The organism is Halomonas sp. A020, assembly GCF_027943625.1.
Taxonomy (GTDB): Bacteria; Pseudomonadota; Gammaproteobacteria; order Pseudomonadales; family Halomonadaceae; genus Vreelandella; species Vreelandella piezotolerans.
Genome location: NZ_AP022850.1, coordinates 276,406 through 301,917, shown reverse-complemented (window position 1 = coordinate 301,917; position 25,512 = coordinate 276,406). Strand labels below are relative to the sequence as shown.

Sequence of the window (25,512 nt, the reverse complement as noted above, 5' to 3'; positions counted from 1 at the left end):
CTTCAAGGTCTTGACCTTAATGATCGCTTGAATCGATCAGCATGGTCATTCATGACCGGTGGTTCAAGCATGCCAATCAACGCAGCGCTCAATGCTAAGACGAGCGGCGCGATTTGCGCAGCGACTGCGTCAGACGGTCCAGCAGCATGGCTAGAATGACCACGGCAATCCCGGCCTCGAAGCCATCCCCTGGACGCAAGCGCTGGATGGCACGCCAGACTTCGCTACCCAAACCATCGGCGCCAATCATGGCGGCAATGACCACCATCGACAGGGCCAGCATGATGGTTTGGTTGATGCCCGCCATCACCGTGGGCAGCGACAGCGGCAACTGCACTTTGAACAGTTTTTGGCCTCGCGTGGCACCGTAGGCGTCGGCAGCTTCGATGAGTTCGGTCGGCACTTGGCGGATGCCCAGTGTAGTAAAGCGAATGGCGGGCGGCATGGAGAAGATGACCGTGGCAAAAATCGCCGACACCGAGCCAATGCCGAAAAACGGGATGGCAGGGATCAGGTACACGAACGCGGGCATGGTCTGCATGAAGTCCAGCACGGGCATGATCAGCCGGTAGAGTCGCTCGGAAAGCGCCGCGGCGATGCCTACGGGCAGCGCGATGACCACCGCCACTAGTGTGGCAATCACCACCAGCGTCAGCGTTTCGATCATCGGGTTCCAAAGCCCCAGGTTCCAGATCAACGCAAGCCCAGCCGTGGCGCCAATCGCCAAGCGCATGCTGGCGAGTTTCCAGCACAACAGGGCAATGATCGCCAGCAACGCCCACTCGGGCAGCCACATCAGGCTATCGTTCAAACTATTGATGCCGGTTTGCGTAATACGCGAAATGCCGCGCGTCACGGCGGAGTATTCGCTGGTCAGCCATGTCAGGCCGGATTCAATCCAACTACCTAAAGGAATGCGTGTTATCTCCATTACTGTTCTCCTGCTCGTGCCAGTTCATCCAGGACTGCGCCTTTTACCACGACGCCCAATAGGCGCTGCTGCTCATCGACCACGGCAATGGGGTAGCTCTTCTCGCTGAACATGGCGAAGAGGTGCTGCAGCGGCTCGTCTGGCGGCACTTTGCGGAAATCTTGGGTCAAGTAATCGGTGATGGTGTCGGCTTTCTCCTCGATGGCACGGCTAGCAGCGTCGGCCTCCAGCAAGCCCAATAGCTGGCGGTCACGGTCGGTCACATAGATGGAGTCGATGCTGTGATCACGCATGCGGTGCAGTGACGTACGCGGGCCATCGCTGTCGCGGGCGGTGGTGCGCACCGGGCGCATGGCGCTTTCGGCGGTCAAGATACGAGAACGATCGACCCCTTCGATGAAGCGGCGCACGTAATCATCGGCAGGCTTGGTCAAAATCTCCTCGGGCGTACCGATCTGCACCACCTCGCCATCTTTCAGCAGCACGATGCGGTCGCCGATATTGAGCGCCTCATCCAAGTCGTGAGTAATGAAGACCGTAGTCTTCTGCATTTTGGTTTGCAGCTGCAGAAGCTCTTGCTGCATGTCCTTGCGGATGAGCGGATCAAGGGCTGAGAAGGCCTCGTCCATGAGCAGTACGCTGGCATCGTTGGCCAGTGCGCGGGCAAGTCCTACTCGCTGCTGCATACCGCCCGATAGCTGGTTGGGGTAGGCATCTTCCCAGCCTTCCAAGCCCACCTGCTTGAGCGCGTTGTGGGCGATCGACTGCCGCTCGGACTTCTCTACCCCGCGAATCTCCAAACCAAATTCGGCGTTCTGCTGTACCGTCCGGTGAGGGAAAAGCGCGAAGTTTTGAAACACCATCGAGAAATGACGGCGGCGGCACTCCAGCAGCGCTTTCTCACCCAACGTGGGGATGTTCTCTCCGTCGATGATGATCTCGCCTTCGGTCGTATCGATCAGGCGATTCAAGCAGCGAATCAGCGTGGATTTACCCGAGCCAGACAGGCCCATGATGACCAGTAGTTCACCTTCGTAGACGTCGAAGGAGATATCGGAAAGGCCGAGGGTTTGGCCGGTTTTTTCGAGAATCTCAGGGCGTTTGAGGCCCTGGTCGCGTAACTCGAGGGCTTTTTTGGGCTGTTTGCCAAAGACCTTGCTCAAGCCGCGTACCTGAATTTTGACAGGGCGTGTCTCGTCCATCAGCGGTGCCTTTTGATTGAATGAGCAGCCTTGTGTCGTTACTCAACGCGCTTACCTGCGGCCTAGATGTGCTTCCTGCAAGCAGCGACACAAAACGGTTCATAAGTAGGAGTTAAGATTATATTTAACAAGTTATTACAAATTATTATACATAAGTGAGCAGGATGTGCCACAACGCTCCCGCTCACCCCGTCAATTTACGCCACATGTGCCATTTTGAACCCCCACCCATGACCCTGTCGTGACAGCGAGCGGTGGCTACGCTTTTTTAATAAGTTAATGTTTTTAAAAAAAATAAATATATTTTTTTCAATGTTGGCACGAAGTGTGAAGGTGTCTTTTTAGAAAAGCTTGGCAAGTGACGCAAGCACGTTAGTCGAAAAAGGAGGCAATCTTTATGGATAAACAAGTGAGCCAATCGCGCAAGCGTCCACACATGCTGACACTCTGCATGTTAGCCGCAACCGTTAGCACCTTAGCCCTGGCGGGGTGTGGCAACGGCGAAGAGGAAATGCCCCCGGCGCAGCAACCTGACACTATGGAGCAGGACGCGACGACCACGACGGCTCCGGCTTCCGGTAACGAGCCTACCATGGCAGACGAGCCGATGAATGAAGACCCGGGCTTAGGCGAAGATCCCGCGGCGACGCAAGAGCCAATGCCGGGTGAGAATACGCAAACGGGCGCTGTCAATGATCCTGAAGAGAACCCTGGTTTCGGTGAAGGTACCGATCCCATGCCCGGTGCAAGCGATACCACTACCGACGACGTTAACAGTACCGATGATGAAGACGACATGACTAACGGCCAATAGCCGTCAACGCTCCCTACGATGGTAAGCCGACCCAGCTGTCTGTTCCCTGCGGCTGCTCCACACGGTTTATCATCCTTTCGCCCCCGCGCCCGCGGGGGCTTTTTTTGCTTGTTTAAAGCGTATGACGGTGAGTTTGGGCGGTTGCAAGTTACCCGTCAGCCGCTAAGGTTAGGGGGAGCAGACGCTGCTTTGGCGGCTGCTAGCCCATGAACAAGGAAGGAGAATGGACATGATGTCACGATTACGCAATGCGCGTGGGACGGCGCTACTGTTGAGCGCACTGCTCATGGCGGGCGTGCTGACAGGCTGCGGTGATTCCGAAGCACCGACCACCGATTCGGAAGTGCCGACCGACGAACCTCAAGAGCCCATGGATACCGGCCCCATGGCGAATGATGGGCAAGCGACACGTGAGTCGCCCGGCGATGGCGTGAGTGAACCGGAGTAAGCATGAAAAAGCCGGTCGGCGAGTGCGACCGGCTTGGACTTACTCCTCGCTATCTTCCAAACGCCGATAAAGAGTGCGGCGGGCGATGCCTAATACTTCGGCCGTCCGCCGTTTATTTCCCCCTGTCGCTTCCAACACTTTGCGAATATAGCGCTTTTCCACCTCTTCCAAACTTGGCCAGCGGGCTGGCGCGGGTGCCGGAATTTGCGTGCCTGGTAGTACCTCCCCGCTTAGAGTGGGCGTCGTGTCGGTACTGCTCTTTTGCTGGCCGGACTGTTCGCGCAGGCGCTCGGGGAGATCCTGATGCTGTAGCACGCCTGCTTCGCTGAGCGTGACCGCGCGCATGATCGCGTTCTCCAACTCGCGCACGTTGCCGGGATAGGAGTAGTTCAACAGGCTATTGAGGGCCTCTGGCTCGATCTGCTCGATCTGTTTCCCTTGGGTGTCGGCATGTTTGTCGATCAAGGCGAACACCAAGTGCTCGATGTCCGTGCCGCGCTCACGTAGCGGTGGAATGCGTAGCGAGAAGGTTTCCAGGCGGTAAAACAGGTCGCTACGGAAGTTCTCCTGCTCGATCTCTTTCTCCAGGTGGCGGTGCGTAGCGGCAATGATGCGCACATCCACCGGTTCCTCCCGCTCACCGCCCACGGGGCGTACGGTTTTCTCTTGCAGGGCGCGCAGCAGCTTGGCCTGCAGATTGATCGGCATTTCACCAATCTCATCGAGGAATAGGCTACCGCCTTGGGCACTTTGGAAAAGCCCTTTTCTGGCCTCGTTTGCGCCCGTGAAAGCGCCTTTTACGTGGCCGAAGAATTCGCTCTCCATCAGATCGGCAGGAATACTGGCGCAGTTCACGGGCACGAAGGGCGCGTCGTGACGGCTACTTTCCTGGTGGATCGCCCGGGCCAGCAGCTCTTTGCCGGTGCCGCTTTCACCCAGAATCAAAATGGGCGCATCGCTTTTCGCCAACCGAGAGGCATCGTGAAACAGCGACTGCATGGCCGGACTTTTACCCACGATGCCGTGGAAATGGCTGAGCTCCGTATCATGAGACAGCGACAAGCGCTGACGCTCCAGTACGCGAAAAACGGCGTCACGAATGGCATCCAAATCGAGCGGTTTGGTCAAAAAGTCATCGGCACCTAGCTTGAGGGCTTCTACCGCCTGATCGATGGTGCCAAAGGCGGTAATCACGATGATGCCTAGCTCGCTGCCGCTCTGGCGCAGCTGTTGAAGTAACTGAATGCCGGTCATGCCCGGTAGCCGTACATCGGTAATCATCATCGCCACCGGCGTATGGCTCAGTAGGGCAATGGCTTCTTCTGCGCTGGGGACACCCAGTGTGTCGTAGCCCGCGTCGTTGAGCTCCTCCTCTAGCAACTCACGGATAGCGGCGTCATCTTCCACCACCAATAACGGTAAAAGGTGTTCCTGATGGGTCACAAACGTCGTCCTCAAGCGGATGCGGTTTCACTAAGGGGCAGCGTAATTTCAAAGCCAGCGCCGCCAAGTGCGCTGTCAAATACGCCAATCGTCCCGCCGTGGTCGTTGATAATGCGGTGCACCATCGATAATCCCAAGCCGCTGCCTTGACCCACCGGCTTGGTGGTGAAAAAAGGATCGAACACTTGGTGATGGTGCGATGCAGGTATGCCGGGCCCGTCGTCTTCAACCCAAAGGGTCAACTCTTCACTGTGTGCCTGCGCGCGCACACGAATGTGGCTGACCTGGGGAGCTTGGGCGGCATTGCGTAATAAATTGGTCAACACCTGAACGATTTGCTGACCATTGACCAATAAATGGGGTGTCGGAGTGGGAAGATCAATATCCAGGTGGATATTTCGTGGTTCCAGCTCCTCTTCGACCAGCTCGCTGGCGCTGATGATAAGCTGATCGAGCGCTTGGTGTCCTTTCTCTACGTTATGTTGTCGGCCAAGCTCCATCAATTGACGAACGATATCGACGATACGTTCCACTTCGCCACGTATCCTGCCCAGCCGTGCCCGCTCATCGTCGCCAATCGTATCGCGGCGTGCCAGTCGTTGGGCTTGACCGTTGATGACCGTCAACGGGGCGCCGATCTCGTGGGCGACCCCGGCGGCGAGCACGCCCAGCTCGGCCAGCTTTTTGGATTTGCGCAGGCGTTTTTCCAGCTCGATTTCACGGCGCTGGCGGGCATCGATGTCGCGATCTTTTTCGGCCATGGCATCCAGCATGCCATTCAGGCCAGAGGCTAAGCGGCGATACTCCGTGGGGCCATCTGCCGTGGCCCGCTGGCTGCGGTCACCATCTTCGACCAAGAGCATGACGCGCAGCAGGCGGTTGAGCGGCCGCTCGATGTAGTGACGAAACCCCCACCAAATGCTGAACACGATGCCCGCCGCGCCAATGACGAAGACCAGCACCGCCACGATGCTAATGAAACCGGTGTAATTCTCGATGCCGGTATTGAGGCGGTTGACCTGCAGCACGCCCAGCACCGTGCCATCTTGGGTGCGCAACGGCGTCAGGGCGGAGTAGTAGGTCCAGCCCTCCTGCTGACGGTAGCTGCTATGCATGTCGCCGGTTTCGATGACCTGCTGGATCTCTTCTGGTGTGAAGAGATCTTTACCCAACCCTAAACCATATACTTCACGCCCTTGGGGATCGAATACGTACGCGCCATAGATACGGTGAAACGAAAACGCCGACTGCAGCGCCTCTTCCAACGGGGTGGCGCTGTCGCGGGCTACCGCATAGCTCAACGACGTGCTCAGCGCGCGAGTAATGATCTCGACTTCGGTTTGCAGTTTGGAGCGAACGTTGTCTTCCAGCGATTTGATCGCCACCAGACTGAACACCACCAGGATCACGAAGAGCGGCACGATGACCGTTAAGATGATGAGGTTACGTAATCGCATCGTGCTTCCTGGTGGTGTCTCGGGAGTCGAACAAGGTTAGCGCTGCGTGGGCGTCAAGCGATAAAGGCTGCCCTGGCTACCGTCGGTTAGCAAGTAAATCGCCTCATCGGGCCCTTGGCGAACGTCGCGGATACGGCCAATCTCGCCTTCCAGAATCAGCTCTTCATCGGCCACTTGACCCTCGTCGAGGGTGAGGCGCAGCAGCTTTTGGCTGCCCAGGCCGCCCGCCAGCAAGCTACCTTGCCAGGGTGCGAAGGCATCGCTGGTCACTTCGGCCAAGCCAGAAGGGGCAAAGCGCCCCTCGAAGCGGTAAACCGGGTCTTCCATGCCGGGTTTGGATTCCACACCGATGGGTTCGTTGGTGGCATAATCGTTGCCCAAGCTCACCTCCGGCCAGCCGTAGTTGTTGCCAGGCACGATCTGGTTCAATTCATCGCCGGTGCGCGGGCCGTGTTCGGTGGCCCAGGACTCACCATTACTTAGCACGGTCATGCCCTGAATATTACGGTTGCCCAGGGTGTAAATCTCATCCAGCGTATCGTCGTCATCCACGAAGGGATTGTCATCGGGCACGCCGCCGGTCTCGGTGAGCCGCAGCGTAGAGCCCGCATGGTCACCGCTGTCCTGGGCACGGGAAGGGTCGACGCCACGGTCGCCAATGCTCATCAGTAGCGTGCCATCCTGGAGCCACGCTATACGAGAACCGTAGTGTCGGCCGGGGGAGGAGGCGCGATCCTGCTCGAACAAATGCTCGACGTCGCCCAAGGCGTCGTCTTGCCACTTGACGCGCGACAGCGCCGAGCGGCTTTGGCTGCCTTCTGGCTTGCTCCAGGTGAAGTAGATCCAATCGTGCTCGCCGTCGCCGAACTCAGGGTGCAGGGCCACGTCGAGCAGGCCTCCCTGGCCGTTTTGGCTGACGCTGGGCAGGCCGCTCAGTTCCTCGACGCGCCCCTCGGCGTCGACCAGATTCAACTCCCCGCTGCGCTCGCTGACCAGGTAGCGGCCATCGGGCAAAAACGCCACCGCCCAGGGATTCTCGAAGCCATCAGCCACGCGCTCGATAGTGATGGCTAGATGATCGGTGTCGAGTGCTTGGTGAACGACGTTCGCATGGGCAGCGCTGGCAAGCAGAAGCCCCGTTAAAGAAGGGGCCACCCAGCGAGCGGCGCGATGGCAGAGCGAGCGGGGGTGTGGCGTTTGCGGTCGAATGGGCAGGGCGTATCGCATGGGCATTGTATGTCCTCGAGTGGCGCAACGTCTGTAGTAGTCTAGCAGTGACTGCCATCGACGGGTGGGGGTTCCCCAGCGCTACATCAATAGCGCCAGCAAGGCCGGTAAATAGAACAGTGCCATCAAGGTCGAGCAGAACACGAGGCTGGCCACATAGGCCGGTTCGCGTTGGGCGCGTTGGGCAAATAGGTAGTTGAAGACCGCCACTGGCATGCACATCTGTACCACCAGAATGTTCTGCGCCAGCGGCGGCAGGCCTAGCCAGCCAGCGATGAACCACGCGGCCGCCGCGGCCAGGGGAATGCGGATGAGGCTGAAGCCAACCCCAGAGCGCAGGCTTTTCACCTGAATGCTGGCGAGCGATACGCCAAGCGTGATGAGCATGAGGGGCACGGTAAAGCCCGACATGAGATCGACCGTATTGGCCATCCATAGCGGCAGCGGGGTCTCGGTCAGCAGCAGCGCCATGGAGATGACGATGGCATACACTGTCGGGGTTTTGAGCAGAGTTTTAACCGGGTTGCCCTGGCTACTGAGCACCGCTCCCAAGGTGAATTGAAACAGCGAGACCGTCACCATGACCGTAATGCCGTAAGCAAAGCCCGCGCTCCCAAAGGCGTACAGCACCACCGGCAGCCCCATATTGCCCGTGTTGGGATACATCATCGGCGCGATGAGCACTCGCCAGTCTCGCCGCAGCACCTTGGCAACGGCAAAACTAGCGGCCCCCATGCCGACGATCACTAGGGCGGCAGCCAGCATGACTTGGCCGAACGTGCTGGCATCGATCGTTGCCCCCGACAGCGACGCCAGCACTAGCGCGGGCGTCCCAATATTGAAAACGAGGCGTGTCACAAAGTCGACGGGGTAGGGTTGGCCAAGGCGAACCCATAAAAAGCCCAGTCCGGCACCGGCCAACACGGGGGCCATGACGGCGAAGAGTTCAGCGAGCATTAACGTTCCTTGACGATCATCGGCCGCCTATTGTGGGTAATTAGGCGGCTAACTGGCAAGGCGAATTGCTAATGGGCGTAAACGGCGTTTGCGTGGGTTTGCCACTCGTTAGGCACCTGGTCACGCAGAAAGTCCAGCAGCGCGTTGACCCGGCGGGAGTGATGCCCATAGGCATACAGCAGCGTCACGGGTAAGGGGGCGGGCTCCCAGCCGGGCAGGCAGTTGACCAGATCCCCAGGGTGGTGGCGTTCGCGTTTCTCGACCACCCAGTGGGGCAGCAGGCCGATCCCTTGGCCATAGGCAATGGCATCGATGTGCAACGCCGTGAGATCTACCCGGAGCCGCGAGCGGGGCGCGTTGAACAGGTAGTCGGCGTGTTCGGGGTGATGCAGCATAAGACCGCTCGATGCGGTATCCAACAAGTCGATCCAGGCATGCGCATCCAGCTCTTGGGGGTGTTGCGGTGTTCCCGCGTGGGCCAGATAGTGTGGGTTGGCGTAGAGGCCGCGGGTGAGGTGGCCCAAGCGCTCTTGATTCAGCCCGCACTCATGGGTGGCGCCTAGCCAAATGTGCACGCTGTTGCTGTGCATCTTGGTGGGCGGCGTTTCCCGAGTATGCAGGGTCAGCTCGACCTTGGGATAGCGGGTCAGAAACGCATCCACGACGCCTGCCATCCAGCCCCGTGCCAGCGCGCCATGGACTTCCAGCGTCACTTTCCCACTGATCTCCTCGCGTAGCTCCGCCAGCGCCTCCTGGCTGTGGGCGGCCATGGCCAGCAGCTCGGTGCAGTACTGATGAAACAGCAGGCCCGCTTCGGTAGGAATCAAACGGTTCGCCTGGCGACGCAGCAGCGGCTGGTTCAGGCGCGCCTCTAGCTGGCTAATTCGGCGGCTCAACGTCGATTTTGCCAGCCCGAGCTTCTGTGCGCTGCGCGTCAGGCTGCCGGTGGTCATCACATCGGCAAAAGCGGCAAGTTCGTCGAAATCGTACATAGTCGGGACCACTGGCGAAACGGAGTCACGCTATTGTGCCACCGAATTGGCTGAATGAAAATAATTGCCATTTGTGTTCCGTTTGATTGAACGCACCGTCCCGCCCCTTTGTGCAAAGAGTATGTAAAAATATAAATGCTAATAATTCGTATTTGTAAAAAGTGCTCTTTCATCTCAAGGAACCCACTATGTCTTCTCGTTTGCGCCGTTCGCTGCTGGCCAGCGCTGTCGCCTCTGTTGCCTGCACTACCGCCGTTGCACAAGAAACGCCCCAGCTCAACGATATCGTGGTGACGGCCTCCGGCTTCGAGCAGCAAATCAGCAGCGCCCCCGCCTCGATCAGCGTGATCTCCCGTGAAGAGCTGGAGCGGGGTTACTATCAAAACGTCACCGATGCCCTGCGCGACGTGCCGGGCGTGGTGGTCACCGGCGGTGGACGTGGCGATAACGGCAACGATATTTCCATTCGCGGTATGCCGTCGCAGTACACGCTCATCCTGGTAGATGGTCGCCCGATCAACTCACGCGAATCGCGCCCCAACGGCGATGCGGGCTTCGAGCAGGACTGGCTGCCACCGCTGCAGGCCATCGAGCGCATCGAGGTGGTGCGAGGGCCGATGTCGACCCTGTACGGCTCCGATGCCATCGGCGGGGTGATCAACGTGATTACCCGCAAAGTGGCGGATACCTGGCACGGCAACATCCAGCTCGACACCGTACTGCAGGAAGACAGCGCCTCTGGCGATAGCCGCCAAGCGAACTTTTATCTCAGCGGGCCGCTGGTGGGTGAGCGCTTAGGGCTACAGCTCTATGGCCGCACCTCCGAGCGCGACGAAGACGACATCGAATACGGCTACGAAGAGAAGCGTCTGCAGAGCCTCACCGCACGGTTGAGCTTGGCGGCTAGCGACAACCACGACGTGACTGCCGAAGCGGGGATTACCGAGCAGGACCGGCGCTCGCTAGTGGGCCGCTCCGGGCCGGTGGACGGCTGCCGTGGCGGCTGCACCGACAGCATCGGCGAGTACACCAACACCCACGTGGCGGTGACCCACAGCGGACGCTTCGATTGGGGCACCAGCGAGACCTTCGTACAGCGCGAGCGCAGCGAAAACCAGTCTCGGGATATCGAGATTACCAACACCACCGCGAAAACCAGCGCGCTGATTCCTCTGGGTATGCACATGGTGACCGTCGGCGCGAGCTGGGAGGAGGAGTCGCTGGACGATAGCTCGACCAACCAAATCTCCGACCGGCAGACCATCGAAAACAGCCAGTGGGCGCTGTTCGTGGAAGATGAGTGGATGCTGACCGACGCTTGGGCACTGACCGGCGGGCTGCGCTTGGACGATGACGACAACTACGGCAGCCACCTGAGCCCGCGTCTTTATAGCGTATGGAACATGACGCCGGAATGGACCCTGAAAGGCGGCGTGTCTACCGGCTACCGCTCGCCCAACCTGCGGGAAATCACCCCGGATTGGGGGCAGGTCAGCCGCGGCGGTAATATTTATGGCAACCCGGATCTCGAGCCGGAAACCTCGCTCAACAAAGAGATCGCGCTGCTTTACGGTAACGACGCAGGCCTGAACGGCAGCCTGACGCTGTTCCACAACGACTTCGAAGACAAAATTACCCGTATCGCCTGCCCGATTGATATTTGCAATGATGGCGCGAATCAGTTTGGCAGCGACCCGACGTATCGCGTCAATGTCGATGACGCGGTGACCCAAGGGGTCGAGGCCAGCCTGAGCGCACCGTTGAGCGATACGCTGGCGCTGACCGCCAGCTACACGTTCACCGATTCCGAACAGAAAAGCGGTGAGTACGCCGGCGAGCCGCTGACCCAGCTGCCCCGCCATCAGGTGTCGGCCTCGCTGGATTGGGACATGAGCGCACGGCTCAGCCAGTGGACCAAAGTGACCTACCGGGGAGAAGAGAGCCAGCCCACCACCGGGCCCTCGCAAAGCGCCATCGTCGCGCCGTCTTACACCTTCGTGGATGCCGGTATCGGCTATCAGCTCAACGATAGCACCACGGTGAATGCCGGAATCTACAACCTGTTCGACGAGCGCATCACCTACGATGAGTATGGCTACGTGGATGACGGCCGCCGGGTATGGTTGGGCCTGAACGTCGCTTTCTAAATAACGCGAAAGTCATTCATCATCCTGCAAGTCGTCAATCGACGCGGCCACCGCCAAGTGGCCGCGTTTTTTCATGCCTGCGAGCGAGCAGAGCGGCGCTCGGTGATATTGAGCACGCTGATCATCAACGCAGGGAGGAACGTCACTGTGACGATGGCCGTGCCTAACAGGCCAAACAGCACGATGGCCCCCACGCCGCGGTACAGCTCGGTGCCCTCGCCGGGTAGAAAGACCAGCGGCGACAGCCCGCACAGGGTGGTCAGCGTGGTGATGGCGATGGGACGCAGTCGGGTCTGTACCGCCTGAGACACCGCTTCCTGAACGCTGAGCGTTTTGTCATGCAAGCGCCGTCTGGCTTGGTCGACCACCAAAATCGGGTTGTTGACCACCGTGCCCATCAGAATCAAAAAGCCCAGCATGGTAATCATATCGAAGGGCTGGCTGAGCGGTGCTACGCCGATCAATGGCAGTAGGCTGCCCACGCCGTTCATGGCGGCCAGCCCCATGATGCCGCCCACCACGCCCAGCGGTATCGACGTCAGAATCAGCAGCGGATAACCCCAGTGGGAGAAGATCGCCACCAGGAGAAGGTAAACGATCACGATAGCGATCAGGAAGTTGCCGGTGAGCGCCTCACGGGTGGCGTTTAGCTGGTCGCTGGCGCCGGAAATCGACACATCCACCGACGACGGCAATACGCCCTCTTGGCGCAGCCGCTCTAGCATCGCCTCGGCCTGCGCGACGCCGACCTCTAATGCAACGCTGTCTGGGGGGATCACGTTCAGCGTCACCGTGCGGCTACTGTCCACCCGACGAATCACGCTGGTATCCATGGTCTCATCGATACGCGCCACCGCCGACAGCGGCAGCGTATAGCCATCGGGGGTGTGCAGCGGTAGGTTCGGCAGTTGGTCTAATGGCAGCGTCGCCTGTGAGCCATAGAAGTAAATATCGATCTTCTCATCGTCTAAAAAGAAGTCATCCACATACGCCCCTTCTCCCAGGGCAGAGACCGAGAAACCCACCGCCTCGGCAGACATCCCCAGTTCCGCGACTCTGGCCCAGTCGGGGCGAATTTGGATCAAGGGCTGGTCGAGCGACAGCGACGAGGGCTGGCTTTGAATACGCGGGTTGCCAAATAGCGCCTGGGCTTCCAGGTAGAGCGTGTTGGCCGCGCCGTACACCGTGGCTAAGTCTGGGCCCGCCACATCCAGGTTGATGCTGCGCGTGCCGCCGTCGTTGCTGGAAATGATCGAGCCTTTAGAGGCAAAGGCGCGCATGCCGGGGAAGCGCTCGTAGTAGTTCGTGAGCGCTTCCATCAACGCTTCGATATGTGATGGGTCGGCGGCTTCTGCGACGATGAACAGCTGCGTGGGCGCCACGCGCATGTTCATGTAGGCCAGCGGCGGCACCTCGGTGTCGCCCGCTAAGAAGGCATCCGGCTCCGCCTGCACATGGGGCAGAAAGTACGCTTCGATCTGTTCGGCAATACCAGCCATCTCCTGCAGGCTGTAGCCAGGAGGCGGGCTCATGCGGGCAAAGGTTTTGGGCTCTTCGCCTTCGGGCAGGTACTCGGCGGGTGGTGTCAGAACGAGTATCGTCCAGCCACTCATCAGCAGCGTCAGCACTAGGGTCACCCCGCGGCGCAGCGGGGTCGCCATCAGCCGCTCAAGTAGTGCGCCCAGCCGTGAAGGTCGCTCGTCGCCGGACGCTAGAGCGCCGTCGAGTTTAGAGGCGTGATGCATCGAAAAATTGAAACGAGAGCAGAGCGAAGGCACCAAGGTGACCGCCACCAGCATGGAGGCAAAAATTGCCGCCGATACCGCAATGGCTACATCGGAGTAGAGCTGCCCGGCCTCTTCTTCAATGAACAGAATGGGTAGGAATACCAATATGGTGGTGGCGGTGGAGGCGAGCGTGGCGGGCCACACTTCCTGCACGCCGCGCAACGCCGATTCGATGCGGTCCAGCCCCTGGCGGCGGTAGCGCTCGATGTTCTCCAGCACCACGATGCTGTTATCCACGCTCATGCCGATGGCAAAGGCAATGCCCGCCATGGAGATCACGTTGATGGTGCGGCCGGTCAGCATCAGGCCGACGAAGGCTGCAATGGTGCAGAACGGAATGCCAATTACGCCGATGAAGGTGGCGCGGGCTGAGCGCAAGAACAGGTACATTACCAGGGTCGCGAAGGCGGCCCCGAGCAGCAGGTTGCTCCATACGTTGCTCACCGAGGCTTCTACGTAGCGCACGTCATCGGCGGTGAGGACGATCTCCATACCGGCAGGGCGGAGCACGGTCTCGTTGATCGCTGCCAGTTCTTCTTGTACTGCGTATTTGATGTCGATGACATTGGCGCCGCTCTCCCGGCGCAGGTCCATCCCGATCCCCGCCTCGCCATTGAAGAACGACAGCTGGTTGAGCCGCGACTGCCCTTGGCGAACCTCCGCCACATCGGCCAGCCGCACGATGCTATCGCCTTCACGCGTCACCACCAGCTGCGCCAGGGCCTCGGCGCTATCGAACCGGCCCAGCGTGCGCACCAGGTAACGCCGCTTGCCCGCGTCCAGCTCGCCGCCGGAGATATCCCGATTGCGCTGGGTGATCGCCTCGCGCAGCTCCAGCAGCGAGACGCCGCGCTGGGCCAGGGCGGCGGGGTCGACCAACACTTGTAGCTGGCGCTGGGCGCCGCCGTTCACACCGACTTCCGAGACCCCTTCGATGCTCTCTAAACGCGGGCGCACGCGGTCTTCGATGAAGTCGCTCATCAGCTGGATATCCAGCGCCTTGGGGTTGCCGGGCAGGGTGCCAACGTGAAAACGCAAAAACGCATCGGTGGAGAACGCCGCCGACACCACCCGGGGCTGGTCGACGTTATTGGGGTAGGAGGAGACTTGGCTCAACGCGTTGTTCACTTGAATCAACGCGGCGGTCATGTCCACGCTAAATGGAAACTCCAGCTCGATCTCGGCGCTGCCGCTTTCCGCCACCGCCGTCATGCGGGTGAGATTGGGGACGTTGCGCAGATACTGCTCCTGCTCGATCAATATCTCTTTTTCAATATCCTGGGGCGTCGCGCCCGCCCAGCGCGTCTCCACGGTGATGGTGCGCGCTTCGATATCCGGAATCATCTGCACCGGAATGCGCAGCGTCGCGGCGATGCCCAGCAGCAGGAAAATCAGCGCAATCACGATCACCAGCGTTTGCTGGCGCAGCAGGGCAGCAAACATCATTCGCTACCCTCCGAGACGGCTTCGACGTTCACGCCTTCCACCAAGGCTTCATTGCCGCGTATCACCACCTGCTCGTTGCCGGAAAGCCCGCTGGTGATTTCGACGCGCTCGGCAAAGTTGATGCCGACCTCGACCCGCTGTTCGCGCACCTGGTGCGTGCCGGTATCATCAGGCACGGCGACCCACACCGTCACGCGGCCATCCGAGTAGCGGCTTAGCGCATCCCGAGAGACGGTGAGCCCATCGCGGCCGGTGGCGGCATTTACCACGGCGTCGACCGCATTGCCAGGGTAGAGCGGCAGCGACTCGGGCACCTCGGCGCGCAGCAAAAACGTGCGCGCACCGCTGGCGCTGACTGGCACCAGGGTGGCGATGCGGGCGTCGGCGCTCTGCTCGCCCGCAGACAGGGTGAGTGTGGCGTTTTCCTCCAAGGCGTTATAGAACGCCTCGGGCACCTGAAAATCAGCGCGCAGAGCGTCTAGGTTGACCAACCGGGCGACGCTGTCGCCTGGCGTGACCCACTCGCCCAGATTGACGCTTCGCTCGCTGACCACGCCGCTGAACGGTGCCGTCAGGGTGTGGCGCTCCAGTAGCGCCTCGAGCCTTGATCGTTCGGCGTTCAGGCGGGAAAGGGCGGCGTTGGCGACGCTTACCGCGCTGCGCCGAGCGCTCACTTCGGTGGCGGCGATGTTGCGTCCCGCCCCCACCGATTCCGCCTCGCGCAGCAGGCGCTGCGCTTCACTAAGCGCGGCCCGCGCTTCCTCCGCCGCTGCTTCTGCCCCAGCGAGCTCGTAGCGTGCCAAATCATCATCCAGCGCCACTAGCGTGTCGCCTGCATCGACTCGGTCGCCCGGGTTCACGTTAATCGCCGCGACCAGCCCGGCCACCGAGGAGGAGAGCAGCGCATCCTCCAGGGAGTTCACCGTGCCGACCAGGTTGAGCTCTTGATAAATGGGCTCACGGTGGACACTCGCCAGTTCCACCCGTGGGGCCGATTGGGCCAGCGCGTCGCCAGCAACGAGTGAAAAAGCCAGTAGCAGCACTAAGCGAGCTAATGGAAGCGGGCGGGCAAGTATAGGCACCGTCATAACAGGTCGTATCCTCACTTAGGTGAAGGGCGGTCAGGGAGTAGGCGCGCAAGTCACGTTCCTTGCCCATACTACCCAAGCGCATGCGTTGACATAGATTAAAACCATGAATGATCGCCATAGAGGAAAGCTACAGTAGTGGCGCTTCACGCAAAGCACGTCATAAACAGCACGTCATAAAAAAGCCCCGGCGCGTAGCCGGGGCAGCAAGTTAGCATTGAAACAGTAAGTGAAACCTCAAGCGTTAGAAGTCGTAAGTGGCAGAGACCCAGACGCTGCGGCCATCCAGCGCTACGCCGTCGGTGGAACGGCCGGTTTGGGTAAAGCGGTAAGCCAGCAGCGTGTCGCCGTTGTGCACGAAGGTATCCGCGCCGGTGAAGTCTTTATCGAACAGGTTGTAGATGGTGCCGGTCAGGCGCACGTTGTCGCTGAAGCGGTAGGAGCTGCGCAGGTTGAACAGTTCGTAACCATCCAGCTTGTTGCCCAACTGCTCTACCAGCGAGGCGGATTCACCGCTTACCTCGCCCACGAAACGCTCGCGGGAAGAGTAGTACTCACCTTCCAGCGTAGTGCTCCAGCGGTCGTTGATCGCCCAGGTGAGGTCAGCGGTCAGCTTGTGATCAGGCGTGTTGGTCAGCACCTGGCCTTCATTGGCCCCCGAGGTGATTTCGGAATCGGTGAAGGTGTAGCCACCGCTGACCCGCCATGCCGGCGCTAGCTGGTAGCTGGCATTCAGCTCGACGCCACGGGTTTCGGCTTCGTCGATATTGGTCAGCTGGCCAAAGCTCTCCTGCTGGGTGAAGTTGCCGACGCTCAGGCAGTTCGCCAGCCCGGCGTTGGGCGTATTGCCATTACCATCCACAAACTGGCAGTTAGGAATGTCGGCCGCATCGGCGATACGGTCGGTGAACCGGTTGTAGAACACCGTCGCCCCTGCCGAGAAGCCGCTCTGGTTATCGTAAATAGCGCCAATTTCGTAGTTGGTGCTCTTCTCGGGTTCTAGGTCCGGCGAGCCAATGTTGACCGTAGTGCCCTGGCCGCCAAAACCGTTGATGCCGCTATGCAGGTCGTTCAGGCTCGGCGTTTTGTAGCCACGGCTCACGCCGCCTTTCAGCGTCCATTCGGGCGTGGTGTTCCACACCAAGTAACCCCGTGGGCTAAAGTGGCCGCCGAAAGCATCGTGGTGTTCATAGCGGCCACCTAGTGTTAGCGCTAAGTCGTCGCGCAGCATCCATTCATCTTCGGCAAACAGCGCCCAGCTGGTTTGCTCGAAGGTAATATCGCCTGCGGTGCCGTCCTGCAGCTCGGCATCGATGTACTGGCCGCCAATAGTGGCCATGTGGTCACCTAAAGGCGCTACAAATTTGGTGTCGAAGATAATATCGCGGTTTTCCAGCAGGCGATCTTCACCGCCCTGGGCTTCATAGCCGTAATCCGGGGCGCTGCCTGCTGGCAGCGTGCGGCCGAGGGTTTCGGTGAAGTTACGCGTTACGCTGCTTTCCCAGGTGCCTGCGCTGTAGAGGCCGGTGTGGCCAATGGCGATCTGGTCGCGATTGAAGCGCAGCTCGTCTCTATAGCCGTTGACCCGGCCCGGCGAAGGCTGACCGGCACGGTCGGTGCCATCCTGGGTACCCAGGCGGTTATCGTCGTTGGAGTACACCTGACGAGCGCGCTCTGCATCCAGCCACAACTCGTTGGCTTCATCCGGGGTGACGTTCAAACGCCCGCCGATGGAGTAAATGCGCGCTTCAGAAGGGCGCGGGTCGCGACCAGCGCTGTTCTCGATCATGCGTTCGGAGCTGTCGCGGTCGAACAGGCGGCCACGTACTTGCAGGCCTACCGTATCCTCCACCAGCGGCCCGGCACTGTAGAGATTGATGGCCGAGCGGTTGCCCGCATCGCGATCTTCCTGGAAGGTGTTTTCGACACTCACCGAGCCCGCCCAGTCGTCACCAATGCGGCGCGTAATGATGTTGATGACCCCGCCCATGGCGTCCGAGCCATATAGCGTCGACATCGGGCCACGAATGACCTCGATACGCTCGATGGCAGAGAGCGGCGGCATGAAGCTGGTGGAGGTTTCGCCAAAGCCGTTCGGCGTGACGCTACCTGAGGTGTTCTGGCGGCGGCCATCGATCAAAATCAGCGTGTAGTCGCTAGGCATGCCGCGGATGGAGATGTTCAATCCGCCGGTTTTGCCCGTCCCGGCGCGCACATCGACCCCCGGCACATCGGCAATCGCCTCGGCGATGTTAGAGAACTGTTGTTGCTCCAGCTCTTCACGGGTAATCACGGCAATACTCGCAGGGGCATTGTTCAGCGTTTGCTCATAACCGGCGGCGGTGACCACCATATTGTTGAGCGGTGTGCTGCTTTGGGTGGCTTCTTGGGCATGAGCCACCGCAGTAACGCTAAGCGCGATGGCGCTCGCGAGGGCGGTGCGAGTAAAGCGTGGCATGGCGATCCCCTGATATGAATCTTGTTTGTTAATGAAACTGATTATCAAATGAGTTGCGGATTCTAAGAAGAAAAGTTCCCACTTGCGAGATGGTTTTATCGAACAATGCGTTGCTAGTAGTGGAACGATCGCTGGCAGAGAGACGCTGATTTGCCCATGGAGTTAGAAGCGCTATGTGCCGTTCCACCCAGCGTTGCAGGACATGCAACGGGAGATTCGTTGGAATATAGGTGCAAGTGTTTTTGAGAATCGTTATTATCAGCGGCGAGGATCATTTAGGCATAGCGTTTCACCGGAGAGTCATATGCGACACACGTTACTGCAGCGCGGTTTACTGGGAATGGTGATGGGCGGTTTGCTGGCGGGTACTGCCCAAGCGCGCACCTTGGAGACGGCCTACGGCGACGTGGAGGTTGCTGATAACCCGGTGCGTGTCGTCACGCTGTATGAAGGCGCACTGGATGCCGCGCTGGCGGCGGGCGTGACGCCGGTAGGGGCCGTCACCACCCGGGGCGGTGATAACGTGGCGCAATACGTCACTGACTACCTGAATGCCCACGAGCTTGCGCACCCCGAGATCGTGGGCGTCGTGCGGGAAATCAATATCGAAGCCGTGTTGGCCCAGCAGCCGGATCTGATTCTGGCCGCGGCCCAACTGCCGGAGGAGCAGTACCAGCTGCTATCGCAAATCGCCCCCACCGTGGTACCTCCCACACAGCCACTGGCAGCCGATAACTGGGAAGCCGAAGCGCGCCTGTTCGGCCAGGCCTTGAACCAGGAAGAGGCCATTGACGAAGCGATCAGCGCCGTCGATCAGCGGGTCGACGCGATGGCAGAGGCGGTGGCTGACGCCGATGTAGGCGACAACGCCTATCTGGTGCGCTGGATGCCCGGCGGCCCCATGGTCATGTCGGAAAAGCTGATTGCCACTGGCTTGTTGGAGCGCGTTGGTCTGGACGTTCAAGGCGGCGAGCTGATTGGGGAGCGGGGTGTGCATAGCGACGTGTTGAGCCTTGAAAACCTCTCCCAGGTAGACGGCGACTGGCTGTTCCTGGCCACGCTGAACGACGATGGCCAAGCCGCCCTGGAGAGCGCTAAACAGAGCGCGGCCTTCAACCGCTTGAACGTGGTCCAGAACGAGCGGGTGGTGCCAGTCAACGGCCAGCTTTGGAGCAGCGCCAACGGCCCGCTGGCGGCCCAGGCGATTCTGGATGATATCGAGAACGCCCTGTTGCCGTGACGAGTGCCGTGAATCGTTTTGCTCACCTCGCGAGCGGCTGGCGCTGTTCGCCACGCGCTTGGATGCTTATTCTGCTCACCGCCCTTGTGGCGGTGAGCGTCGTTAGCTTATTGATAGGCGCAGGCAGCGTTGGCCCCCGGCAAGTGTTAGGGCTGCTGAGCGGTAGTGATCACGCGGAAGTGCGTTTTATCGTCTGGGAGCTGCGCGCGCCCCGCACGCTAATTGGCATTGCCGTTGGCGTGGCGCTGGGCGTAGCGGGGGCGCTGCTGCAGGCGGTTTCCCGCAACCCGCTGGCCGAGCCGGGCTTGTTGGGCGTGAGCGCAGGCGCGGCATTTGCCGTTTCCCTGGCGCTGGTGTTAGGGGCCAGCGCGGCCACTTTACGCATCCCCGTGGCCCAGCTAGGCGCACTGATCGGCTGTGTGTGCGTGCTCAGCGTGGCGCGGCTGCGCGGTGTTGGTAGCGACCCGGTGCGCTTAGTGTTAGCGGGGGCTGCGTTTTCTGGGCTGCTCGGTTCGCTCAGCGCCCTGATGCTGCTCTACGACCAGCGCGCCGCCGATGAGATTCGCTTTTGGGTAGTGGGCAGTTTGGCAGGCAGGCGGTTAGACGATTTATGGGCGGTGCTGCCCAGCCTGGTGTTGGCAGGGGCGGGCGTTGTCGTGATTGCCCGGCCGCTGGCCGCGCTGGCGCTGGGGGAAAGGGCCGCAAGCGGCCTAGGGCACCGCCCTGGGCTGATTCGCTGGCTGGCGGTAGGCTGTGTGGCGCTGCTGGTCGGCGCGGCGACCGCCATTGCCGGGCCAATTGCCTTCGTGGGGCTAGTGGTGCCGTTTGTGGCCCGTGCCATCGCCGGACCGGATATCCGCCGCACGCTCTGGTTCTGCCTGCCCATTGGCCCGCTGATCGTGCTTACCGCCGATATCATCTCCCGCGTCGTTGTCGCTCCCTCCGAGCTGCCCCTGGGCGTGCTCACCGCGCTATGCGGCGCGCCGGTGCTGATTGCGGTGGTGCGGGCCAAGCGCCTGCCGATGCTCTAACGCACTCCCTTTGGTTATCTGATGCTATGAAAATGACGGCAAAACAGACGATGAGCGGCGTGGCACTGCCCCGCACATCCACCGCTTATCAAGAAGAGGCGAGTGCCCAGACGGTGGCTGCCCCGCTGGGCTACTGGCGCGCCGCGCTGCCCCGTTATGGGGTGAGCGTGCTGCTGGAAAAGCGCGCCGTGGCGGTCAATATCGGGTTGAGTGCCGTGCTGTTGGCCGCCTGCGTGCTCTATTTAAGCCTGGGGAGCGTGACGCTTTCCCCGAATGCGGTGGTGGCTTCCTTAATAGGGCAGGGTGATAGCATGACCACGTTCATGGTGCAGCAGCTGCGCCTGCCGCGCCTGATCGCCGCCTGTTTCACTGGGGCTGCGTTTGCGCTGGCTGGGGTATTAATGCAAACCCTGGCCCGTAACCGCTTGGCGACCCCTGGCATTATCGGCATCGATAACGGTGCCACCGCCTTTGCGGTGGCCTCGATTGTCGGCTTGGGCGTCGGCATCGCCCCGCCCGCCATGGCACTGGCGGGGGCGACTACCGCCGCCGTGCTCACCTTTGGCTTGGCCGCAGGCAGCGGCACCCAGGGCTATCGCTTTATCGTGGCGGGCATTGGCGTGGGCGCGGTATTTGGCGCGGTGACGCAGCTGATGTTGGCGCGGGTAGCGATTGATACTGCCAACGCCGCCTACCCCTGGACCGTCGGTTCCCTCAATGCTCGCCCTGCAAGCGCAGTGCAACTGCTGGGCATTGGCCTGGCGCTTGGGCTGATGGCCGCGCTGGTGCTGGCCCGCTCGCTCACGCTGCTGCGCTTTAAAGATGCGACCGCCAGCGGCCTGGGCACCGCGGTGAAAGCGCGGCGGCTGCAGGTGTTGTTACTGTCAGTGGTGCTCACGGCGCTAGCGGTTGCCGTGGCGGGGCCGGTGGGCTTGGTGGCGCTGATTGGCCCTGAAATCGCCCGTTCGCTCTCCAGCGCCCGCCATGTACCCATTCTAGCCGCCACGCTGGCGGGGGCGCTGGTGATGGTGCTGGCCGATTTAGCGGGCCGCACGCTGTTTGCCCCCATCGAGATTCCCGTGGGGATCGTCACCGCCGTGGTGGGTGGCCCCTGGCTACTCTGGATACTAATGCGCCCGCAACGGAGCCGCCCATGATCTCGTTACCCACGCTTTCCACCGATGCGCTCAGCATGAGCTACGGCCAGCGCCAAGTGATTTACGACCTCGGCGTTAGCCTGCCCAGCGGGCAAGTAACCGCCATTGTTGGCCCCAACGGCTGCGGTAAATCCACGCTGCTCTCAGGGCTTGCCCGCTTGCATAAACCGGACAGCGGTGCCGTGCTGCTTAACGGCCACGACATCGCACAGATGCCCGCCCGCAAATTGGCTACTAAGCTAGCGCTACTGCCCCAAGAGGCGGTTGCGCCGGAAGGGTTAACCGTGACCGAGTTGATTCGTTTTGGCCGCCAGCCCCACCAAGGCTGGCTGCGCCAGTGGTCGGCGGAAGATCAACAGGTGGTGTACCACGCCCTTGCCGCTGCCGGGTTGGAAGCGCTGGCCGACCGGCCGCTGGAAGCGCTTTCCGGCGGCCAGCGCCAGCGCGCCTGGATCGCCATGACCATCGCCCAGCAAACGCCGCTTTTACTACTCGACGAGCCCACCTCCGCGTTAGACTTAGGCCACCAAATCGAAGTGTTCGAGCTGGTGCGCGATCTGGCCTGCCACGGGCGCACCGTGGTAATGGTGCTGCACGACCTCGCCAGCGCCTGCCGCTACGCCGACCACCTGATTGCCATGCGCGACGGGCAAATCGTTGCCCAGGGGGCGCCCGCTGAAGTGGTCACGCCAGCGCTAGTTCGGGAGCTGTATCAGGTAGAGTGCACGCTGCTGCTCGACCCCGATACCGGAAGCCCTTTGCTGGCCAACGTGCGCCGAGCGGCAACACCCGTTTAAAGGTGGCTAATGCTCTATAACAACGCTAGATAACGACGTAAAAGGAATCGATGTGGCTTCTTCCCCACCCCGCGCTGACAAAGCGTCCGTCAATCAAAGCTTTCATGCCTTGATGCGCCTGCTGCGCTACGCCAAAGGCTATCGGCGGCAAATCATCACCGCGACGATCTGCTCGATCATCAACAAGCTGTTCGATATCGCTCCAGAGATTTTGATCGGTGTCGCCATCGACGTGGTAGTGAACCAGGAGAGCAGCTTCGTGGCGCGGCTGGGGTTCGAGTCTCCCCAGGAACAAATCACCATTTTGGCGGTGCTCACCTTCTTTATTTGGGCGGGGGAGTCGCTGTTCGAGTACCTGTTCCAGATCCTCTGGCGCAACTTGGCCCAGCGGCTGCAAGCAGATATGCGCCAGGACACGTATGAGCACGCCCAGCGCCTCGACATGGCGTTTTTCGAATCGAAAAGCTCCGGCCAGCTAGTGGCCACCATGAACGACGACGTCAACCAGTTGGAGCGCTTTTTGGACGGCGGTGCCAACGCGTTGATTCAAGTGGTGGTAACGGTGGTGGCCGTAGGCGCGGTATTCTTCGTGCTTTCTCCGCTCATCGCGCTGCTGGCATTCACGCCGATTCCGCTGATCGTTTGGGGCGCGTTCTTCTTCCAGCGCAAAGCGGGGCCGCTATATAGCGACGTGCGCGAGAAAGTAGGTGACCTGGCCAGCCGTCTCTCCAACAACCTCAGCGGCATCGCCACGATCAAAAGCTTCACCAGCGAAGCGCGGGAAGCCGAGCGGCTGCGGGAGGCCAGCGAAGCCTATGTGGACGCCAACCGCCGCGCGATCAAAGTCAGTTCTGCGTTCATTCCGGTCATTCGCATGGCGATTCTTGCGGGCTTTCTTGCTACCTTCACCGTCGGCGGCATGATGGCACTGAACGGCAGCCTCAACGTGGGCGCTTACGGCGTGCTGGTGTTCCTGACCCAGCGCCTGCTGTGGCCGCTCACTGGCCTTGCCCAGGTGATCGATCTGTTCGAGCGCGCCATGGCCAGCACCAAACGGATTCTGGATTTGCTCGAAGTACCGATTACCGTGAAGGACGACAGCACCACGCCGTTGGCCGCCCCGGTAAAAGGCGACGTGCGTTTCGAGGCGGTGAGTTTCCAATATGAGGCTAGCCAAGTAGGCGTGAACGGCGTGGACCTCCACGTGCCCGCAGGCAGGACACTGGCGCTAGTGGGGGCCACCGGCTCGGGTAAATCGACGTTGATCAAACTGCTGCTGCGCTTCTACGACCCCGCCAGCGGCCGTGTGTTAGTAGATGGCCAGCCTATCACCGACGTCAGTATGCACTCACTTCGCCAAGCGATTGGCCTGGTCAGCCAGGACGTGTACCTGTTCGAAGGCAGCATTCGCGACAACATCGCCTACGGCCAGCCGGATGCGGACGAGGCCGCGATTATCGAGGCCGCCAACACTGCCGAAGCCTGGAGCTTTATCGAAACGCTGCCGCAAGGGTTGGATACACCGGTGGGCGAGCGGGGCGTGCGCCTTTCCGGCGGCCAGCGCCAGCGGCTGTCACTGGCGCGGGCGCTGTTAAAAGACCCGCCGATTCTGGTGCTGGATGAAGCTACCAGCGCGGTGGATAACGAAACCGAAGCGGCCATTCAGCGCTCGCTAAAACGCATCGCCCACGGCCGCACGGTGATCATGATTGCCCACCGCCTTTCCACCATCGTCCACGCCGACGAGATCGTGGTGATCGAAAAAGGCCAAGTGGCCGAACGCGGCACCCACGGCAGCCTGCTAGACGCCAACGGCCACTACGCCGCCCAGTGGCGGGTACAAACCGGTGCCGCCCAAGCAGGCGATGTGGAAGCACTTAGCCACTAAGCGCTCATCAGTGGCTAAGCCAACGTTAGCGGTTCACCAGCAGCGCATTGAGCGTGACGGGCACATGCTCATCGATCTGCTGGTAGCCCAACATCGACAGCACGGTGCGTACCGTGCTGTTGGCCATCAGCGCGTTGCCATCCAACGCCATGGGTTCGGCGTGGGTCACGCGCACCTCGTTCAACCCCTCGCGGGTAAAGCGCAGCGGCACCGCCTCTTCCTGGTTAATCAGATCGGTTTGCACCCGAAAGGTGAGGGTTTCCACCATCGACTCGCCAATATCCAAGCCGTCTAACCGCGCCGGCGGCATTTGCGCCACCAGCGTCACCAGCGGGGTGTTCGCCAGCATGCCCACCCACGGCGGCAGCTCTCCAAAGCGTTCGAGCAGGTCGGTTTGGCTCAAGCGCAGCGGCAGGCGCAGCGTGCCATCGGCCGAAATATCACCCTGCAAATTGCTCACCCGATGGTGATGGGTTTGCGGGGCCTCGCCGTCCAGTTGGGTAATCGACGCCTGCACCCGAGACTGGCCAGGATCGAGCTGCCAATCCGCCTGCACCGGCAGCGCCAACAGCAGCGGGAAAAGAGCCATCAAAGCTTTCAAAGCGGTTCTCCATAGAAGCATTCACCACCAGACCCCAGCGCTGGTAATTAGTGCCGAAAAAATGCCGATCACGCCGTAAGATAGCGTCCCAAGGGGTAGCCTCGCCCCCCCACATTCGCTATGATATGCACGCTTTTCGGGCCTATAGCTCAGTTGGTTAGAGCAGGGGACTCATAATCCCTTGGTCGTAGGTTCAAGTCCTACTGGGCCCACCATATTTTCAAAGACTTACCCGCCTTTTTGACCTCTCCCAGCGGCGCCTTTTTCTGAGCGTCCACAACGTGTCTACGGACGTCTCATACGCAACGTATTTTGGCATTTTCTTTCCTTTGATCACTTTGACTCATTGGCTTTTCTTCACTCAATGCCTATCGCCGTATTACTTAGCCATTCTTTGAGAA

At 60.6% G+C, this 25,512-nt stretch carries 19 protein-coding genes and 1 tRNA gene; 9 read left to right on the top strand and 11 right to left on the bottom strand.

The genetic code is table 11. The features are described 5' to 3' along the window. Positions 1–94: 94 nt before the first annotated feature. On the bottom strand, positions 95–931 hold the full coding sequence (locus FRH_RS01370) for a proline/glycine betaine ABC transporter permease (protein WP_139526534.1): 837 nt from the start codon (positions 929–931) through the stop codon (positions 95–97). Continuing rightward, on the bottom strand, positions 931–2,133 hold the full coding sequence (locus FRH_RS01365; RefSeq protein ID WP_281997625.1) for a glycine betaine/L-proline ABC transporter ATP-binding protein: 1,203 nt from the start codon (positions 2,131–2,133) through the stop codon (positions 931–933). The genes FRH_RS01370 and FRH_RS01365 overlap by 1 nt, the downstream gene beginning before the upstream one ends. A 397-nt stretch (positions 2,134–2,530) precedes the next feature. Between FRH_RS01365 and FRH_RS01360 the strand changes: the two genes are divergently transcribed. Both FRH_RS01360 and FRH_RS01355 read left to right on the top strand, forming a co-directional pair. Next, a complete protein-coding gene (locus tag FRH_RS01360; protein ID WP_281997624.1) occupies positions 2,531–2,947 on the top strand; it encodes a hypothetical protein in 417 nt (138 codons plus the stop codon). Between the two features lie 229 nt (positions 2,948–3,176). Then, positions 3,177–3,395: a hypothetical protein gene (locus tag FRH_RS01355; RefSeq protein ID WP_281997623.1), complete on the top strand. Its 219-nt coding sequence runs from the start codon at positions 3,177–3,179 to the stop codon at positions 3,393–3,395. A gap of 39 nt (positions 3,396–3,434) precedes the next feature. Here the strand turns inward: FRH_RS01355 and FRH_RS01350 are convergent, their stop codons facing one another. From FRH_RS01350 to FRH_RS01330, 5 genes are all read right to left on the bottom strand, one after another. Continuing rightward, a complete protein-coding gene (locus tag FRH_RS01350; protein ID WP_153842613.1) occupies positions 3,435–4,838 on the bottom strand; it encodes a sigma-54 dependent transcriptional regulator in 1,404 nt (467 codons plus the stop codon). An 11-nt stretch (positions 4,839–4,849) separates the two neighbouring features. Further along, entirely contained in the window at positions 4,850–6,295 is a 1,446-nt protein-coding gene (locus FRH_RS01345; protein WP_281997622.1) for a HAMP domain-containing sensor histidine kinase, read from the bottom strand. Positions 6,296–6,331: 36 nt separating this feature from the next. Next, the gene (locus tag FRH_RS01340) at positions 6,332–7,528 is read right to left on the bottom strand and encodes a PQQ-dependent sugar dehydrogenase (RefSeq protein WP_281997621.1); all 1,197 of its coding nucleotides are present in this window, start codon (positions 7,526–7,528) and stop codon (positions 6,332–6,334) included. 75 nt (positions 7,529–7,603) lie between these two features. Then, complete coding sequence (locus tag FRH_RS01335; protein WP_153842614.1) at positions 7,604–8,479, bottom strand: AEC family transporter; 876 nt, start codon at positions 8,477–8,479, stop codon at positions 7,604–7,606. 68 nt (positions 8,480–8,547) lie between these two features. Further along, entirely contained in the window at positions 8,548–9,471 is a 924-nt protein-coding gene (locus tag FRH_RS01330; RefSeq protein ID WP_239295938.1) for a LysR family transcriptional regulator, read from the bottom strand. A 188-nt stretch (positions 9,472–9,659) separates the two neighbouring features. On the opposite strand from FRH_RS01330, the gene FRH_RS01325 reads away from it, so the two are divergent. Beyond that, a complete protein-coding gene (locus FRH_RS01325; protein ID WP_281997620.1) occupies positions 9,660–11,618 on the top strand; it encodes a ligand-gated channel protein in 1,959 nt (652 codons plus the stop codon). A gap of 71 nt (positions 11,619–11,689) precedes the next feature. Here the strand turns inward: FRH_RS01325 and FRH_RS01320 are convergent, their stop codons facing one another. The 3 genes from FRH_RS01320 to FRH_RS01310 form a co-directional block, all read right to left on the bottom strand. After that, on the bottom strand, positions 11,690–14,851 hold the full coding sequence (locus tag FRH_RS01320) for an efflux RND transporter permease subunit (protein ID WP_348773457.1): 3,162 nt from the start codon (positions 14,849–14,851) through the stop codon (positions 11,690–11,692). Next, a complete protein-coding gene (locus FRH_RS01315) occupies positions 14,848–15,939 on the bottom strand; it encodes an efflux RND transporter periplasmic adaptor subunit (protein WP_281997619.1) in 1,092 nt (363 codons plus the stop codon). The genes FRH_RS01320 and FRH_RS01315 overlap by 4 nt, the downstream gene beginning before the upstream one ends. Before the next feature lie 244 nt (positions 15,940–16,183). Further along, positions 16,184–18,397 carry a TonB-dependent receptor gene (locus FRH_RS01310; protein WP_281997618.1) on the bottom strand — a complete coding sequence of 738 codons (2,214 nt, stop codon included), beginning with the start codon at positions 18,395–18,397 and terminating at the stop codon, positions 16,184–16,186. A 304-nt stretch (positions 18,398–18,701) separates the two neighbouring features. Here FRH_RS01310 and FRH_RS01305 point away from each other — a divergent pair, with 304 nt between their 5' ends. From FRH_RS01305 to FRH_RS01285, 5 genes are all read left to right on the top strand, one after another. Next, positions 18,702–19,637: an ABC transporter substrate-binding protein gene (locus FRH_RS01305; RefSeq protein WP_281997617.1), complete on the top strand. Its 936-nt coding sequence runs from the start codon at positions 18,702–18,704 to the stop codon at positions 19,635–19,637. Between the two features lie 62 nt (positions 19,638–19,699). Then, entirely contained in the window at positions 19,700–20,668 is a 969-nt protein-coding gene (locus tag FRH_RS01300) for an iron ABC transporter permease (RefSeq protein WP_281998143.1), read from the top strand. A 26-nt stretch (positions 20,669–20,694) separates the two neighbouring features. Further along, the gene (locus FRH_RS01295) at positions 20,695–21,825 is read left to right on the top strand and encodes an iron ABC transporter permease (protein WP_281997616.1); all 1,131 of its coding nucleotides are present in this window, start codon (positions 20,695–20,697) and stop codon (positions 21,823–21,825) included. Next, positions 21,822–22,622: an ABC transporter ATP-binding protein gene (locus tag FRH_RS01290; protein ID WP_281997615.1), complete on the top strand. Its 801-nt coding sequence runs from the start codon at positions 21,822–21,824 to the stop codon at positions 22,620–22,622. The genes FRH_RS01295 and FRH_RS01290 overlap by 4 nt, the downstream gene beginning before the upstream one ends. 112 nt (positions 22,623–22,734) lie before the next feature. Continuing rightward, positions 22,735–24,510, top strand: a complete 1,776-nt coding sequence (locus tag FRH_RS01285; protein ID WP_281998142.1) for an ABC transporter ATP-binding protein — start codon at positions 22,735–22,737, stop codon at positions 24,508–24,510. Between the two features lie 25 nt (positions 24,511–24,535). Here the strand turns inward: FRH_RS01285 and FRH_RS01280 are convergent, their stop codons facing one another. Next, the gene (locus FRH_RS01280; protein WP_281997614.1) at positions 24,536–25,111 is read right to left on the bottom strand and encodes a hypothetical protein; all 576 of its coding nucleotides are present in this window, start codon (positions 25,109–25,111) and stop codon (positions 24,536–24,538) included. Positions 25,112–25,249: 138 nt separating this feature from the next. On the opposite strand from FRH_RS01280, the gene FRH_RS01275 reads away from it, so the two are divergent. Beyond that, positions 25,250–25,326 (top strand) — tRNA-Ile (locus FRH_RS01275). The last annotated feature ends 186 nt before the right edge of the window (positions 25,327–25,512 follow it).

Excerpts from the sequence above, each read along its gene's own strand:
- FRH_RS01355 (WP_281997623.1), top strand. The coding sequence starts at position 3,177 with ATGATGTCACGATTACGCAATGCGCGTGGGACGGCGCTACTGTTGAGC.
- FRH_RS01340 (WP_281997621.1), bottom strand. The coding sequence starts at position 7,528 with ATGCCCATGCGATACGCCCTGCCCATTCGACCGCAAACGCCACACCCC.
- FRH_RS01315 (WP_281997619.1), bottom strand. The coding sequence starts at position 15,939 with ATGACGGTGCCTATACTTGCCCGCCCGCTTCCATTAGCTCGCTTAGTG.
- FRH_RS01290 (WP_281997615.1), top strand. The coding sequence starts at position 21,822 with ATGATCTCGTTACCCACGCTTTCCACCGATGCGCTCAGCATGAGCTAC.
- FRH_RS01370 (WP_139526534.1), bottom strand. The coding sequence starts at position 931 with ATGGAGATAACACGCATTCCTTTAGGTAGTTGGATTGAATCCGGCCTG.
- FRH_RS01305 (WP_281997617.1), top strand. The coding sequence starts at position 18,702 with ATGCGACACACGTTACTGCAGCGCGGTTTACTGGGAATGGTGATGGGC.
- FRH_RS01330 (WP_239295938.1), bottom strand. The coding sequence starts at position 9,471 with ATGTACGATTTCGACGAACTTGCCGCTTTTGCCGATGTGATGACCACC.
- FRH_RS01320 (WP_348773457.1), bottom strand. The coding sequence starts at position 14,851 with ATGATGTTTGCTGCCCTGCTGCGCCAGCAAACGCTGGTGATCGTGATT.
- FRH_RS01295 (WP_281997616.1), top strand. The coding sequence starts at position 20,695 with ATGAAAATGACGGCAAAACAGACGATGAGCGGCGTGGCACTGCCCCGC.
- FRH_RS01335 (WP_153842614.1), bottom strand. The coding sequence starts at position 8,479 with ATGCTCGCTGAACTCTTCGCCGTCATGGCCCCCGTGTTGGCCGGTGCC.
- FRH_RS01325 (WP_281997620.1), top strand. The coding sequence starts at position 9,660 with ATGTCTTCTCGTTTGCGCCGTTCGCTGCTGGCCAGCGCTGTCGCCTCT.
- FRH_RS01285 (WP_281998142.1), top strand. The coding sequence starts at position 22,735 with ATGCGCCTGCTGCGCTACGCCAAAGGCTATCGGCGGCAAATCATCACC.
- FRH_RS01365 (WP_281997625.1), bottom strand. The coding sequence starts at position 2,133 with ATGGACGAGACACGCCCTGTCAAAATTCAGGTACGCGGCTTGAGCAAG.
- FRH_RS01300 (WP_281998143.1), top strand. The coding sequence starts at position 19,700 with ATGCTTATTCTGCTCACCGCCCTTGTGGCGGTGAGCGTCGTTAGCTTA.
- FRH_RS01345 (WP_281997622.1), bottom strand. The coding sequence starts at position 6,295 with ATGCGATTACGTAACCTCATCATCTTAACGGTCATCGTGCCGCTCTTC.
- FRH_RS01360 (WP_281997624.1), top strand. The coding sequence starts at position 2,531 with ATGGATAAACAAGTGAGCCAATCGCGCAAGCGTCCACACATGCTGACA.
- FRH_RS01310 (WP_281997618.1), bottom strand. The coding sequence starts at position 18,397 with ATGCCACGCTTTACTCGCACCGCCCTCGCGAGCGCCATCGCGCTTAGC.